Source organism: Rhodoplanes sp. Z2-YC6860 (assembly GCF_001579845.1).
Classification (GTDB): domain Bacteria; phylum Pseudomonadota; class Alphaproteobacteria; order Rhizobiales; family Xanthobacteraceae; genus Z2-YC6860.
On the sequence record NZ_CP007440.1, the window covers coordinates 2,638,384 to 2,655,613 of the forward strand.

Sequence of the window (17,230 nt, forward strand, 5' to 3'; positions counted from 1 at the left end):
GTGTCGGATCGTAGTCCTGATTTCGGTCGAGGCTCGGGGGGCGGCGCTAGCAGCACGCCAAGCGGCGAGTCGCTTCCGCTATCGGCGGCTCAGCTTGGCATCTGGTTCGCCCAGAAGCTCAATCCCGCGAGCCCGGCCTACAACATCGGCGAGTGGATCGAGATCGACGGCGCTGTCGACGAAGCGCTGTTCGAACGCGCCTTGGTGCAACTGATTGCCGAAGCCGATGTGCTCCGGGTCCGGATCGATGAGCAGGCCGGCGAACCGCGCCAGGTTGTCGGGGCGGCTGACGGCTGGTCGCTGCCGGTCTTCGACGTCAGCCACAAAGCTGATCCGCGTGCCGCAGCGGAAAGCTGGATGCGCGCGGACCTCGCGCGTGTGGTCGACCCGACGCGCGGACCGTTGTTCCAATTCGCGCTGTTCAAAGCGTCTGCCGAAAAATTTTTCTGGTACGCGCGCTACCATCACGTCGTCATGGACGGCTACGGCATGTGGCTCGTGGCGCGTCGCGTGGCGGAGATTTATTCGGCGCTTGCGGCCGGACAAGTCTCGCAAGGCGAAGCTTTGCGGCCCTTGAGCGATCTGCTCGATGATGATGCAGAATACCGGACGTCAGAGCAGATTGCGCAGGATCGGCAATATTGGATCAAGGCGCTGGCGGCGCCCCCCGAATTCGGCAGCCTTACGCTCAGTGAGCGTGCACCAATTCATTCGGGGCATTTTCTCCGCAAGAGTGCGTGGCTGTCGGCTTCAGACGTAGCCGCGCTTCGCGTCACGGCGCATCGCGCCGGCACCAATCTGGCGAGGCTCCTTGGCGCGGCGACGGCTGTCTTTCTCCATCGTCTGAAAGGGGCCGACGATGTTGTGATTGGCTTGCCGGTCGCGGCCCGCAGCGACGTGACTCGTCGCGTGCCGGGCATGGCATCGAACGTGCTGCCCGTGCGCGTTTCGGTGCAGCCAGGAATGACGGTGGCTGATGCCGTGGGTCAAACGGCAACGCAGATTGGCGACGTTCTCGACCATCAGCATTACCAGCTCGCCGAATTACGCAGGCTGGTTGGCGGAGCCGGCGAACCGCTGTTCGGCCTTAGCGTCAACGTGATGCGCTTCGATTATGATTTCGGCTTCGCCGGACATCGCGCGACGGCGCATAATTTGTCGCTCGGGCCAGTCGAGGATCTTTCGATCGCGGTCTATGACCGCATGGAAGGTCAGCCGCTTCAGATCGACTTCGATGGCAATCCAACGCTTCATAGCGAAGCTGATCTTGCGATCTATCAGCAATGTTTTTTGACGCTGCTCGCGGGCTTCGTTGATTCCGAGGCTGCGGTTGGCAATCTCGATCTGCTGGAAGCGCCAGAACGTGCCACGATTCTTGGGGGCTGGAACGCCACGGCGCGGCCGGTCGCGGCCACGACATTGCCGGCGCTATTCGCGGTGCGGGCGGCGCGCACGCCGGACGCGACCGCGGTGGTGTTCGAGGAGCGCGAACTGAGCTACGCGGCGCTCGACGCCCACGCCAACCGGCTGGCGCAGTATCTGCAGAACCTGGGCGTTGGACCCGAGACCGTCGTTGGGCTTTGCATGGAGCGGTCGCCCGAGATGGTGGTGGGCCTGCTCGGCATCCTGAAGGCCGGCGGCGCGTATCTGCCGCTCGACCCGAATTATCCGGGTGAACGGCTGACCTTCATGCTCGAAGACGCTGGCGCGCCGGTGCTGGTGACGCAGCAGGCGCTGCTGGAGCAGCTGCCGGAGCTTGCCCCCGCGGAGCGCCATGTGGTGCGGCTCGACGCCGACGCAGCGCTGATTGCCGGGAAGCCCGCGACCGCGCCGCTTGTTGTGCTCGACCCGCGCCATCCGGCCTATGTGATCTACACCTCGGGCTCGACCGGCGCACCAAAGGCGGTCGTCGTCGAGCATTCGAGTCTCGCAAACAAGATGCTGGGGCTCTGGCGACAGTTCGGTGTTGATCCGGATTTCCGATCCGCGCTGTTGATCTCGTCGTCGTTCGACGCGTCGATTGAACAGACACTGCTACCGTTGGTCGGCGGTGGCGCAGCGGTCGTCATTAGCGACGAGGTTCGCCAATCGCCATCGAGGTTCTGGCAGCAGGTCATCGCCAGCAAGACGACGTTCATCAGTTGCGTTCCGTCGTTTCTGGAATCGGTCATCCGCGATGCTCCTGTTGGCGTTTCTTTGAATCATCTGGCGCTCGGCGGTGAAGCATTCACGGTCGAGTTCGAGCGTGACATTAAGAGCGCGTTGAAGGTCGCGCAGATCACCAATCTCTATGGCCCGACCGAAGCGACGATCGATGCGATCGCCCACGTCGTCACAGGTAACGAGACCGGAGCGCAAATCCCGATCGGCCGTCCACTCTCCAACTACCGCGCGTACGTGCTGGACGCTTCGCTCGAGCCTGTGCCTGCGGGTGTGGTCGGGGAGCTGTACCTCGCGGGTATCGGTCTGGCGCGGGGCTATCTGCACCGCGAGGGCCTGACGGCGGAGCGGTTCGTGGCGGACCCGCATGGCGCGCCGGGCGCGCGGATGTACCGCACCGGCGACCTGGCACGGTGGCGCTCGGACGGCGTGCTGGAGTTCCTGGGCCGCGCGGACGCGCAGGTGAAGCTGCGCGGCTTCCGGATCGAGCCTGGCGAGATCGAGGCGCTGCTCACCCGGCAGGCGTCGGTGTCCGCGGCGGCCGTGGTGGCGCGGGCGGACGATACATCCAGTGGCGGCAGCAGCGACCAACGCCTCGTCGGCTACGTGGTGCCGCAGGCGGGAGCCGCGATCGACGTGGCTGCACTTCGCGCGGCGCTGGCTGGGTCGCTGCCGGACTATATGGTGCCGTCTGCGTTCGTGGTGCTGGAGCGGTTGCCGCTCACGCCGAACGGCAAGCTCGACCGCCGCGCGCTGCCGGCGCCGGAGCGTGGCCCATCGGAGCTCCCGCACCGCGCACCGCGGACGCCTGCGGAGGCTGTGCTGTGCGCGCTGTTCGCCGAGGTGCTGGGCGTGGAGCGGGTGGGTCTCGACGACGACTTCTTTGCGCTGGGCGGACATTCTCTGCTGGCGATGCGTCTGATCGGACGGGTGCGAGCGAGCCTCGGTGTGGAGGTCGCGATCCGGAGCCTGTTCGAGGCGCCGAGCGTGGGTGCGCTGGCACGGCGGCTCACATCGGAGAGCGCAGCGCTGCGGGCGCCGCTGCAGGCCGTCACCCGCCCCGCCGAGGTGCCGCTGTCGTATGCGCAGCGGCGGCTGTGGTTCCTGGACCGGCTGGAGAGTGGAACGGAAGGCCGCCCGCTTGACGAAGCCCCAGCATCGGGCAGCGGCACCTACCTGATCCCGGTTGCTGTGAGACTGTCTGGCCCGCTCGACCGCGGAGCGCTGCAAGGCGCGCTGAACGACCTGGTGGCACGTCACGAGAGCCTGCGGACGGTGTTCCCGGAGACGGGGGGCGTGCCGCGGCAGGAGGTGCTGCCACCGGAAGCGGCGCGGCTTGGGCTCGAGATCACTACTGTGAGCGAAGACGAGCTTGCATCGGCACTGAGCACAGTGGCAAGCCGCGGCTTCGATCTGGCGCATGAGCTGCCGCTGCGGGCGCAGCTGTTCGCGGTCGAGAGCGCCAGCACTGATGGGAGCGCAGAGACGGAGCCGCAGCAGGCCACGGAGCATGTTCTTCTGCTGGTGCTGCATCACATCGCGGGCGACGGCTGGTCGCTGCGTCCGCTGCTGCGGGATCTGGGCGCACTGTACCGGTCACGGCTTACAGGCCAGGCAGCGTCGCTTCCTGCATTGCCGGTGCAGTATGCGGACTACACACTGTGGCAGCGCGACGTGCTGGGCGAGGAGGGCGTCTCCGACAGCGCGATCGGGGCGCAACTCGCGTACTGGAAGGAGGCGCTAGCCGGCCTCCCCGAGCAGATCGAGCTTCCCACGGATCGGGCGCGGCCCGCGGTGTCGAGCCACCGCGGCGGGCATGTTCCGATCCGGCTCGATGCCGATCTGCACCGGCAGCTGGTGGCCTTGTCGCGGCGCACGGGTTCGAGCCTGTTCATGGTGCTGCAGGCGGGTCTGTCTGCGCTGCTGACGCGGCTGGGGGCGGGCACCGACATCGCGCTGGGCAGTCCGATCGCGGGGCGGAGCGATCCTGGGCTGGACGAGCTGATCGGGTTCTTCGTCAACACGCTGGTGCTGCGCACCGACACGTCGGGCAACCCGTCGTTTACGGAGCTGATCGGTCGGGTGCGGGGCGGCAACCTGTCGGCCTATGCGCACCAGGACGTGCCGTTCGAGCGGCTGGTGGAGGTGCTCAATCCGCAGCGGTCGCTGTCGCGTCATCCGCTGTTCCAGGTGATGCTGGCGTTCGAGACCGAGGACGGAGCGGCGGGGGCGCTGCAACTGCCCAACCTGACGGCGCGCCCGCAGCCGGTGGCAACGACGGCTGCGAAGTTCGACCTGTCGGTGGCGCTCCTCGAGCGTCGGGGCCCGAACGGCGAGGCCTCGGGCATCGAGGGCGTGCTGGAGTATGCGGCCGACCTGTTCGAGCGCGAGACCGTGGAGCGCATCGGCCAGCGTCTGATCCGTCTCCTGCAAGCTGCAGTCACGGACGCATCGCGTCCGATCGGCAGCCTGTCGATCCTGGATGCGGACGAGCGTGCGACGATCCTGGAGGGCTGGAACGCCACGGCGCGGCCGCTCACACCGGCGACGCTGCCGGCGCTGTTCGCAGCACAAGCCGCCCGCACGCCGGAGGCGACCGCGGTGGTGTTCGAGGACCGCGAGCTGAGCTACGCGGCGCTGGATGACCACGCCAACCGCCTGGCGCAGCACCTGCAGAGCCTGGGTGTGGGACCCGAGACGGTCGTGGGTCTGTGCGTGGAGCGTTCGCCCGAGATGGTGGTGGGGCTGCTTGGCATCCTGAAGGCGGGCGGCGCCTACCTGCCGCTCGATCCGAACTATCCGCGCGAGCGGCTGTCGTTCATGCTGGCCGACGCCGCAGCACCGGTGCTGATCACGCAGCAGGCGCTGCTGGAGAAGTTGCCGGAGCTTGCCGCCGCCGGCCGCCACGTGGTGCGGCTCGACGCCGACTGGCCGCTGATCGCAAGGCAGCCCGCGACGGCACCAACGACCGCGCTCGACCCGCGCCACCCGGCCTACGTCATCTACACCTCGGGCTCGACAGGAACGCCGAAGGGTGTGGTGGTCGAGCATGCGAATCTCGCCAACAAGACGGTAACGCTCGGTAGGCAATTTGGAATTGGAGTTGGTCATCGGATCGCGTTGTTGAGTTCTTGCGCATTCGACCCGTCCATTGAGCAGATCACGATGCCTTTGGTCGGCGGCGCGACGATCGTCGTTGTGGACGATATCACGCGTGAGACGCCACAGCTGATCTGGGATCAGATGGTGCGGAACAGAGTCAATCTGTTGAACTGCACGCCTTCATTTTTCGGTTCAATCATCGCGGACGCGTCGCAGACAGCTTCGTTTGATCATCTGGTGTTGGGTGGAGAAATTCTCACCACTGATTTGCAGAGAGAAATTGCCCGGACGGTCAATGTTGGGCGCGTGACGAATCTTTACGGGCCGACCGAAACCACGATCGATGCCATCGGTCACGTGCTCGTTGGCGATGAAGCTGGTCCGCACGTTCCCATCGGCCGTCCACTTCCCAATTACCGGGCGTACGTCCTGGACGTGTCACTTGAGCCAGTTCCATCGGGCGTTGTCGGCGAGCTTTACGTTTCGGGTCTTGGTTTGGCGCGTGGGTACCTGCGGCGTGCTGGTCTGACGTCTGAGCGTTTTGTGGCGGACCCGCATGGCGGTGCGGGTGCTCGGATGTACCGGACGGGGGATCTGGCGCGTTGGCGTGCCGATGGCGTGCTGGAGTTTCTGGGCCGCGCGGACGAGCAGGTGAAGCTGCGTGGCTTCCGGATCGAGCCCGGCGAGATCGAGGCGCTGTTGTTGCGGCAGGCTTCTGTGTCGGCTGCGGCGGTGGTGGTGCGTGAGGACGCGGGGACGCGGCGTCTGGTGGGCTACGTGGTGCCTGCTGCGGGCGCTGCGTTGGAGGTGTCGGCGCTTCGTGGGGCGCTGTCGGCGGGGCTGCCGGACCACATGGTGCCGTCAGCGCTGGTGGTGCTGGAGGGGTTGCCGCTGACGCCGAACGGCAAGCTCGACCGTCGGGCGTTGCCTGCGCCGGAGCGTGGCGGAGCGGGGGGTGAGCATCGGGGGCCCAGGACACCGCAGGAGACTGTGCTGTGCGGTCTGTTTGCCGAGCTTCTGGGTGTGGATCGGGTCGGGATCGACGACAACTTCTTCGAGCTTGGCGGCGACAGCATCGTGTCGATCCAGCTGGTGAGCCGTGCGCGCCAGGCGGGATTGCGGCTCTCGGCGCGTGCGGTGTTCCAGCATCAGACGGTGGCGGGGCTTGCGGCGGCGGCCGAGGTCGCATCGAGCGCAACGGCGGCCGTGGCTGCGTCCGACCTCGCGGTGGGCGAGGTTGCTGCGACGCCGATCCTGCGGTGGCTGGAGGAACGTGGCGGCCCGGTGGGGCGGTTCAGCCAGTCGATGCTGCTGCAGGCGCCTTCGGGGCTGCGGATCGAGCAGCTTGGTGCGGCGCTGCAGGCTTTGCTGGATCATCACGACGCGCTGCGGCTGCGGCTGCGGCTCGATGCGGGCGGTGAGAAGTGGTCGTTCACGGTGCGGCCGGTGGGCGCGGTGGATGCGTCGTCGTGTCTGCGGCGCGTGGATGTGGCGGGTCTCGAGGGCGAGGCTCTGCGGTCGGTGATCTCGACGGAAGCCGTTGCGGCGGAGGGCCGTCTCGATCCTGGCGCGGGGCATCTGGTCGAAGCGGTGTGGTTCGATGCCGGAGGAGAGCGTGCCGGGCGCCTGCTGCTGGTGATCCACCATGTTGCGGTGGACGGGGTGTCGTGGCGTGTGCTGGTGCCGGACCTCGCGGCGGCGTGGCGTGCGGTGTCTGAAGGCCGTGCGGTGGAGCTGCCGCCCCGGAGCACGTCGTTGCGCGGCTGGGCGCAGCGCCTTGCGGCCCGCGCGCAGGATGCTGCGGTGGTATCCGAGACTTCGTTCTGGCGGGAGATGCTGGCGGGGCCGTCACTGCGGCTTGCAGCCGAGCCGCTTGATCATCAGCAGGACGTGCACGGCAGTGCGGGTCATGTGCGGCTGACGCTGCCGTCGGCGGTGACGGAGCCGCTGCTGGGCCGGGTGCCGTCTGCGTTCCACGGCGGCATCCAGGACGTGCTGCTGAGCGGGCTCGCGCTGGCGCTGGTGGACTGGCGGCGTCGGCAGGGTGGTAACGGAACAAACTCCAGCGCCGGCAGCAGCGCGGTGCTGTTGGATGTTGAGGGGCACGGCCGCGAGGAGGTGTTCGCCGACGTCGATCTGAGCCGGACGGTGGGCTGGTTCACGAGCCTCTATCCGGTGCGGCTCGATGCCGGTGCGGTGGACGTTGCGGCAGCGCTGGCGGGAGGCATAGCACTCGGCCGTGCGGTGAAGAGCATCAAGGAGCAACTGCGACAGATCCCTGAGAAGGGACTGCACTACGGGCTGCTGCGCCATCTGAACGATGAGACGGCGGCGGCGCTTTCCGGGCTGCCTGCGCCGGAACTGGGCTTCAACTATCTGGGCCGGTTCGGCTCGCAGGGTGACCAAGACCGTCAGGATCGGGCTGCAGCTTGGCCGATGGCATCCGAGCTCGAGGGTGTGGTGTTCGGCGATCCCGCGATGCCGTTGGCGCATCTGATCGAGATCAACGCACTGACGCTGGATGGCGCGGCAGGGCCGGAGCTCAGTGCCACGATCAGCTTTGCGTCACGGCATGTAGGCGAAGAGCTGGTCCGCGATCTCGGCGAGCGTTGGTTTGCGGCGCTCACGGCGCTGGTGCGGCATGTCGAGCAGGATGCCGGTGCGGGGGGCCGCACGCCGGGCGACGTGCCGCTGGTGGCGCTCACGCAGGATGAGCTCGAGGCGATCGAGAGGAGGTCACCGGCGATCGAAGACGTCCTGCCGCTGTCGCCGCTGCAGGAGGGGCTGCTGTTCCACGCGCTGTATGACGCGGGCGGTCCTGACGTCTACACGGTGCAGCTCGAGCTGGAGCTTGAAGGCACGCTGGACGAGGAGCTGCTGCGGACGTCTGTGCAGGCTGTGGTTGCGCGTCATGCGAGCCTGCGGGCGGCGTTCCGGCACGAGGGGCTGACGCGCCCGGTGCAGGTGATCGCGCGGCGGGCGGGGGTGCCGTGGCGGCTGCACGACCTGTCGGGACTGAATCACAACGAACAGGAGCAGCGTCTTGCGTCGATCCGCGACGCCGACCGCGTGGAGCGGTTCGATCTTGCGGCGGCTCCGCTGATGCGGTTCGGGCTGATCCGGCTGTCGGGGCAGCGGCACCGTCTGCTGATCAGCAACCATCACCTGCTGATGGACGGCTGGTCTGCGCCGGTGCTGGTGAGTGAGGTGCTCTCGGCCTATGGGCAGGGCGGCAGCACGGCCTCGCTGCCACCGGTGACGCCGTACCGGGATTACCTCGCCTTCATCGCCGCGCAGGATCAGGCCGCAGCTCTCGCAGCGTGGCGCGACACGCTGGCGGGCCTCGAGGAGGGCACGCACCTGGCGGCGCGTCCGACGCAGGGGGAGGCTGCGGTTGCGCCCGAGCAGGTGGTGCTGTCGCTGGATGCACAACTGTCTCAGGCGCTGACCCGGTTCGGCCGCGAGCATGCGCTGACGCTGAACACGGTGCTGCAGACCGCTTATGGCCTGCTGCTGGGCCGGCAGCTGAACCGCGACGACGTGGTGTTCGGCGTGACGGTGGCGGGCCGTCCTGCGGAGCTTGCCGGCGCCGAGCGGATGGTGGGTCTGTTCATCAACACGCTGCCGCTGCGGATGGAGTTGCCGCCGCAGCTGCCGCTGCTCGACCTCTTGAAGCGGACGCAGGAGCGGCAGTCGTCGCTGCTGGCGCATCAGCATGTGGGGCTGGCGTCGATCCAGCAGGCGGTGGGGCTCTCTGAGCTGTTCGACACGCTGGTGGTGTTCGAGAACTATCCGGTGGACCGCGCTGCTCTCAATCAACAGACGAACGGGCTGAAGCTCGGCGGTGTCGCGGGCCGCGATGCGACGCACTATCCGCTGGCGCTGATCGTGCAGCCGGGCGAGCAATTACAACTGCGGTTCGACTACCGGCCGGACCTGTTCGATCGTCACACGGTCGAGATCATCGGGCAGCGTCTCATCCGTCTGCTGGAGGCTGCGGTGACGGACGCATCGCGTCCGATCGGCAGCCTTGCGATCCTGGACGCGGACGAGCGTGCGACGATCCTGGAGGGCTGGAACGCCACGGCGCGGCCGCTCACACCAGCGACGCTGCCGGCGCTGTTCGCAGCACAAGCCGCCCGCACGCCGGAGGCGACCGCGGTGGTGTTCGAGGATCGCGAGCTGAGCTACGCGGCGCTCGACGACCACGCCAACCGCCTGGCGCAGCACCTGCAGAGCCTGGGCGTGGGGCCTGAGACGGTCGTGGGTCTGTGCGTCGAGCGCTCGCCCGAGATGCTGGTGGGACTGCTCGGCATCCTCAAGGCCGGCGGCGCCTACCTGCCGCTCGATCCGAACTATCCGCGCGAGCGGCTTGCCTTCATGCTCGAAGATGCCGCGGCGCCGGTGCTGGTGACGCAGCAGGCGCTGCTGGAGCAACTGCCGGAGCTTGCCCCCGCGGAGCGCCACGTGGTGCGGCTCGACGCCGATGCGGCGCTGATCGCGCGCAAGCCCGCGGCGGCTCCGGCCGTCACGGCCGATCCGCGCCATCCGGCCTATGTGATCTACACCTCGGGCTCGACGGGTCAGCCCAAGGGCGTGATGGTGCCGCATGGTGCGTTGAGCAACTTCCTCGGCGCGATGGGCGAGGCGGTGCCGCTGACGCCTGAGGACCGGCTGCTGGCAGTGACCACCATCGGGTTCGACATCGCGGCGCTGGAGCTCTACCTGCCGCTGCTGCGCGGGGCCTGCGTGATCGTCGCATCGCGCGACACCGTGCAGGACGCGCAGGCGCTGGCCCGTCACATCGCCGAGAGCCGCGCCAGCGTGATGCAGGCGACGCCGACGCTGTGGCAGTCGCTGCTGAGCGAGACGGGCGATACAGCCCTGCCGGCGCTGCAGCAGCTCACCATGCTGACCGGCGGCGAGGCGCTGCCGGGGGAACTGGCGCAGGCGCTGCGGCAGAAGGGCCGCAGCCTGATCAACCTCTACGGCCCGACCGAGACCACGATCTGGTCGGCCGCGATGGCGCTCGATCGAGACGAGCTCGACGCCACCGCCGAAGCTCCGCCGATCGGGCGACCGATCTGGAACACGCGGGCTTACGTCCTCGACGCTTCGCTCGAGCCGGTGCCTGCGGGCGTGGCCGGGGAGCTGTACCTCGCGGGTGTCGGCCTGGCGCGGGGCTATCTGCACCGCGAGGGCCTGACGGCGGAGCGGTTCGTGGCGGACCCGCATGGCGCTGCGGGTGCACGGATGTACCGCACCGGCGACCTGGCACGGTGGCGAGCGGACGGCGTGCTGGAGTTCCTGGGCCGTGCGGACGCGCAGGTGAAGCTGCGCGGCTTCCGGATCGAGCCCGGCGAGATCGAGGCGCTGCTCACCCGGCAGGCGTCGGTGTCCGCGGCGGCCGTGGTGGCGCGGGCGGACGATACATCCAGTGGCCGCAGCAGCGACCAACGCCTCGTCGGCTACGTGGTGCCGCAGGCGGGAGCCGCGATCGACGTGGCTGCACTCCGCGCGGCGCTGGCTGGGTCGCTGCCGGACTACATGGTGCCGTCTGCGTTCGTGGTGCTGGAGCGGTTGCCGCTCACGCCGAACGGCAAGCTCGACCGCCGCGCGCTGCCGGCGCCGGAGCGTGGCCCATCGGAGCTCCCGCACCGCGCACCGCGGACGCCTGCGGAGGCTGTGCTGTGCGCGCTGTTCGCCGAGGTGCTGGGCGTGGAGCGGGTGGGTCTCGACGACGACTTCTTTGCGCTGGGCGGACATTCTCTGCTGGCGATGCGTCTGATCGGACGGGTGCGAGCGAGCCTCGGTGTGGAGGTCGCGATCCGGAGCCTGTTCGAGGCGCCGAGCGTGGGTGCGCTGGCACGGCGGCTCACATCGGAGAGCGCAGCGCTGCGGGCGCCGCTGCAGGCCGTCACCCGCCCCGCCGAGGTGCCGCTGTCGTATGCGCAGCGGCGGCTGTGGTTCCTGGACCGGCTGGAGAGTGGAACGGAAGGCCGCCCGCTTGACGAAGCCCCAGCATCGGGCAGCGGCACCTACCTGATCCCGGTTGCTGTGAGACTGTCTGGCCCGCTCGACCGCGGAGCGCTGCAAGGCGCGCTGAACGACCTGGTGGCACGTCACGAGAGCCTGCGGACGGTGTTCCCGGAGACGGGGGGCGTGCCGCGGCAGGAGGTGCTGCCACCGGAAGCGGCGCGGCTTGGGCTCGAGATCACTACTGTGAGCGAAGACGAGCTTGCATCGGCACTGAGCACAGTGGCAAGCCGCGGCTTCGATCTGGCGCATGAGCTGCCGCTGCGGGCGCAGCTGTTCGCGGTCGAGAGCGCCAGCACTGATGGGAGCGCAGAGACGGAGCCGCAGCAGGCCACGGAGCATGTTCTTCTGCTGGTGCTGCATCACATCGCGGGCGACGGCTGGTCGCTGCGTCCGCTGCTGCGGGATCTGGGCGCACTGTACCGGTCACGGCTTACAGGCCAGGCAGCGTCGCTTCCTGCATTGCCGGTGCAGTATGCGGACTACACACTGTGGCAGCGCGACGTGCTGGGCGAGGAGGGCGTCTCCGACAGCGCGATCGGGGCGCAACTCGCGTACTGGAAGGAGGCGCTAGCCGGCCTCCCCGAGCAGATCGAGCTTCCCACGGATCGGGCGCGGCCCGCGGTGTCGAGCCACCGCGGCGGGCATGTTCCGATCCGGCTCGATGCCGATCTGCACCGGCAGCTGGTGGCCTTGTCGCGGCGCACGGGTTCGAGCCTGTTCATGGTGCTGCAGGCGGGTCTGTCTGCGCTGCTGACGCGGCTGGGGGCGGGCACCGACATCGCGCTGGGCAGTCCGATCGCGGGGCGGAGCGATCCTGGGCTGGACGAGCTGATCGGGTTCTTCGTCAACACGCTGGTGCTGCGCACCGACACGTCGGGCAACCCGTCGTTTACGGAGCTGATCGGTCGGGTGCGGGGCGGCAACCTGTCGGCCTATGCGCACCAGGACGTGCCGTTCGAGCGGCTGGTGGAGGTGCTCAATCCGCAGCGGTCGCTGTCGCGTCATCCGCTGTTCCAGGTGATGCTGGCGTTCGAGACCGAGGACGGAGCGGCGGGGGCGCTGCAACTGCCCAACCTGACGGCGCGCCCGCAGCCGGTGGCAACGACGGCTGCGAAGTTCGACCTGTCGGTGGCGCTCCTCGAGCGTCGGGGCCCGAACGGCGAGGCCTCGGGCATCGAGGGCGTGCTGGAGTATGCGGCCGACCTGTTCGAGCGCGAGACCGTGGAGCGCATCGGCCAGCGTCTGATCCGTCTCCTGCAAGCTGCAGTCACGGACGCATCGCGTCCGATCGGCAGCCTTGCGATCCTGGACGCGGACGAGCGTGCGACGATCCTGGAGGGCTGGAACGCCACGGCGCGGCCGCTCACACCGGCGACGCTGCCGGCGCTGTTCGCAGCACAAGCCGCCCGCACGCCGGAGGCGACCGCGGTGGTGTTCGAGGACCGCGAGCTGAGCTACGCGGCGCTGGATGACCACGCCAACCGCCTGGCGCAGCACCTGCAGAGCCTGGGTGTGGGACCCGAGACGGTCGTGGGTCTGTGCGTGGAGCGTTCGCCCGAGATGGTGGTGGGGCTGCTTGGCATCCTGAAGGCGGGCGGCGCCTACCTGCCGCTCGATCCGAACTATCCGCGCGAGCGGCTGTCGTTCATGCTGGCCGACGCCGCAGCACCGGTGCTGATCACGCAGCAGGCGCTGCTGGAGAAGTTGCCGGAGCTTGCCGCCGCCGGCCGCCACGTGGTGCGGCTCGACGCCGACTGGCCGCTGATCGCAAGGCAGCCCGCGACGGCACCAACGACCGCGCTCGACCCGCGCCACCCGGCCTACGTCATCTACACCTCGGGCTCGACAGGAACGCCGAAGGGTGTGGTGGTCGAGCACCGCGAAATTGTCGTATCGAATTCGGCGCGCGCCTCGGTTTATGCCAGCTTGCCGACTCCACGTTTCCTGCTTCTATCTTCGATTGCATTCGACAGTTCGATCGCTGGAATATTCTGGAGTCTGTTGAGCGGCGGCACGCTCGTGCTGACATCCGAATTTTCCACGGACACAATTGTCGCCGCCATCACGCGCCATAAAGTCAATTCGTTCCTGACCGTGCCGTCTTTGTACGGAGCGTTGATCGATCAGATTAAAGATCAACAGACCGAATTGCGATCAGTCATCGTGGCCGGCGAATCCTGTTCGAACGATTTGATCGAGCGGCATTACCGTTCCTTCTCACCAGTCCCATTGATCAATGAGTATGGCCCCACGGAGTGCAGCGTTTGGTCGAGTGCGCATTTCTTCGCTGAAGGCGAGCGCTTTCCGATTGGCGTTCCCATCGGCCGTCCACTTCCCAATTACCGGGCGTACGTCCTGGACGTGTCACTTGAGCCAGTTCCATCGGGCGTTGTCGGCGAGCTTTACGTTTCGGGTCTTGGTTTGGCGCGTGGGTACCTGCGGCGTGCTGGTCTGACGTCTGAGCGTTTTGTGGCGGACCCGCATGGCGGTGCGGGTGCTCGGATGTACCGGACGGGGGATCTGGCGCGTTGGCGTGCCGATGGCGTGCTGGAGTTTCTGGGCCGCGCGGACGAGCAGGTGAAGCTGCGTGGCTTCCGGATCGAGCCCGGCGAGATCGAGGCGCTGTTGTTGCGGCAGGCTTCTGTGTCGGCTGCGGCGGTGGTGGTGCGTGAGGACGCGGGGACGCGGCGTCTGGTGGGCTACGTGGTGCCTGCTGCGGGCGCTGCGTTGGAGGTGTCGGCGCTTCGTGGGGCGCTGTCGGCGGGGCTGCCGGACCACATGGTGCCGTCAGCGCTGGTGGTGCTGGAGGGGTTGCCGCTGACGCCGAACGGCAAGCTCGACCGTCGGGCGTTGCCTGCGCCGGAGCGTGGCGGAGCGGGGGGTGAGCATCGGGGGCCCAGGACACCGCAGGAGACTGTGCTGTGCGGTCTGTTTGCCGAGCTTCTGGGTGTGGATCGGGTCGGGATCGACGACAACTTCTTCGAGCTTGGCGGCGACAGCATCGTGTCGATCCAGCTGGTGAGCCGTGCGCGCCAGGCGGGATTGCGGCTCTCGGCGCGTGCGGTGTTCCAGCATCAGACGGTGGCGGGGCTTGCGGCGGCGGCCGAGGTCGCATCGAGCGCAACGGCGGCCGTGGCTGCGTCCGACCTCGCGGTGGGCGAGGTTGCTGCGACGCCGATCCTGCGGTGGCTGGAGGAACGTGGCGGCCCGGTGGGGCGGTTCAGCCAGTCGATGCTGCTGCAGGCGCCTTCGGGGCTGCGGATCGAGCAGCTTGGTGCGGCGCTGCAGGCTTTGCTGGATCATCACGACGCGCTGCGGCTGCGGCTGCGGCTCGATGCGGGCGGTGAGAAGTGGTCGTTCACGGTGCGGCCGGTGGGCGCGGTGGATGCGTCGTCGTGTCTGCGGCGCGTGGATGTGGCGGGTCTCGAGGGCGAGGCTCTGCGGTCGGTGATCTCGACGGAAGCCGTTGCGGCGGAGGGCCGTCTCGATCCTGGCGCGGGGCATCTGGTCGAAGCGGTGTGGTTCGATGCCGGAGGAGAGCGTGCCGGGCGCCTGCTGCTGGTGATCCACCATGTTGCGGTGGACGGGGTGTCGTGGCGTGTGCTGGTGCCGGACCTCGCGGCGGCGTGGCGTGCGGTGTCTGAAGGCCGTGCGGTGGAGCTGCCGCCCCGGAGCACGTCGTTGCGCGGCTGGGCGCAGCGCCTTGCGGCCCGCGCGCAGGATGCTGCGGTGGTATCCGAGACTTCGTTCTGGCGGGAGATGCTGGCGGGGCCGTCACTGCGGCTTGCAGCCGAGCCGCTTGATCATCAGCAGGACGTGCACGGCAGTGCGGGTCATGTGCGGCTGACGCTGCCGTCGGCGGTGACGGAGCCGCTGCTGGGCCGGGTGCCGTCTGCGTTCCACGGCGGCATCCAGGACGTGCTGCTGAGCGGGCTCGCGCTGGCGCTGGTGGACTGGCGGCGTCGGCAGGGTGGTAACGGAACAAACTCCAGCGCCGGCAGCAGCGCGGTGCTGTTGGATGTTGAGGGGCACGGCCGCGAGGAGGTGTTCGCCGACGTCGATCTGAGCCGGACGGTGGGCTGGTTCACGAGCCTCTATCCGGTGCGGCTCGATGCCGGTGCGGTGGACGTTGCGGCAGCGCTGGCGGGAGGCATAGCACTCGGCCGTGCGGTGAAGAGCATCAAGGAGCAACTGCGACAGATCCCTGAGAAGGGACTGCACTACGGGCTGCTGCGCCATCTGAACGATGAGACGGCGGCGGCGCTTTCCGGGCTGCCTGCGCCGGAACTGGGCTTCAACTATCTGGGCCGGTTCGGCTCGCAGGGTGACCAAGACCGTCAGGATCGGGCTGCAGCTTGGCCGATGGCATCCGAGCTCGAGGGTGTGGTGTTCGGCGATCCCGCGATGCCGTTGGCGCATCTGATCGAGATCAACGCACTGACGCTGGATGGCGCGGCAGGGCCGGAGCTCAGTGCCACGATCAGCTTTGCGTCACGGCATGTAGGCGAAGAGCTGGTCCGCGATCTCGGCGAGCGTTGGTTTGCGGCGCTCACGGCGCTGGTGCGGCATGTCGAGCAGGATGCCGGTGCGGGGGGCCGCACGCCGGGCGACGTGCCGCTGGTGGCGCTCACGCAGGATGAGCTCGAGGCGATCGAGAGGAGGTCACCGGCGATCGAAGACGTCCTGCCGCTGTCGCCGCTGCAGGAGGGGCTGCTGTTCCACGCGCTGTATGACGCGGGCGGTCCTGACGTCTACACGGTGCAGCTCGAGCTGGAGCTTGAAGGCACGCTGGACGAGGAGCTGCTGCGGACGTCTGTGCAGGCTGTGGTTGCGCGTCATGCGAGCCTGCGGGCGGCGTTCCGGCACGAGGGGCTGACGCGCCCGGTGCAGGTGATCGCGCGGCGGGCGGGGGTGCCGTGGCGGCTGCACGACCTGTCGGGACTGAATCACAACGAACAGGAGCAGCGTCTTGCGTCGATCCGCGACGCCGACCGCGTGGAGCGGTTCGATCTTGCGGCGGCTCCGCTGATGCGGTTCGGGCTGATCCGGCTGTCGGGGCAGCGGCACCGTCTGCTGATCAGCAACCATCACCTGCTGATGGACGGCTGGTCTGCGCCGGTGCTGGTGAGTGAGGTGCTCTCGGCCTATGGGCAGGGCGGCAGCACGGCCTCGCTGCCACCGGTGACGCCGTACCGGGATTACCTCGCCTTCATCGCCGCGCAGGATCAGGCCGCAGCTCTCGCAGCGTGGCGCGACACGCTGGCGGGCCTCGAGGAGGGCACGCACCTGGCGGCGCGTCCGACGCAGGGGGAGGCTGCGGTTGCGCCCGAGCAGGTGGTGCTGTCGCTGGATGCACAACTGTCTCAGGCGCTGACCCGGTTCGGCCGCGAGCATGCGCTGACGCTGAACACGGTGCTGCAGACCGCTTATGGCCTGCTGCTGGGCCGGCAGCTGAACCGCGACGACGTGGTGTTCGGCGTGACGGTGGCGGGCCGTCCTGCGGAGCTTGCCGGCGCCGAGCGGATGGTGGGTCTGTTCATCAACACGCTGCCGCTGCGGATGGAGTTGCCGCCGCAGCTGCCGCTGCTCGACCTCTTGAAGCGGACGCAGGAGCGGCAGTCGTCGCTGCTGGCGCATCAGCATGTGGGGCTGGCGTCGATCCAGCAGGCGGTGGGGCTCTCTGAGCTGTTCGACACGCTGGTGGTGTTCGAGAACTATCCGGTGGACCGCGCTGCTCTCAATCAACAGACGAACGGGCTGAAGCTCGGCGGTGTCGCGGGCCGCGATGCGACGCACTATCCGCTGGCGCTGATCGTGCAGCCGGGCGAGCAATTACAACTGCGGTTCGACTACCGGCCGGACCTGTTCGATCGTCACACGGTCGAGATCATCGGGCAGCGTCTCATCCGTCTGCTGGAGGCTGCGGTGA

At 68.3% G+C, this 17,230-nt stretch carries 1 protein-coding gene (cut by a window edge); it reads left to right on the forward strand.

Features of this window, described 5'->3' with window-relative positions:
* On the forward strand, window positions 1–17,230 hold the 5' portion of the coding sequence (locus RHPLAN_RS12315) for a non-ribosomal peptide synthase/polyketide synthase (RefSeq protein ID WP_198164882.1). The gene runs 13,880 nt beyond the window's last position; the window shows 17,230 of its 31,110 coding nt (coding positions 1–17,230); the start codon lies at window positions 1–3; its stop codon lies off the right edge, out of view.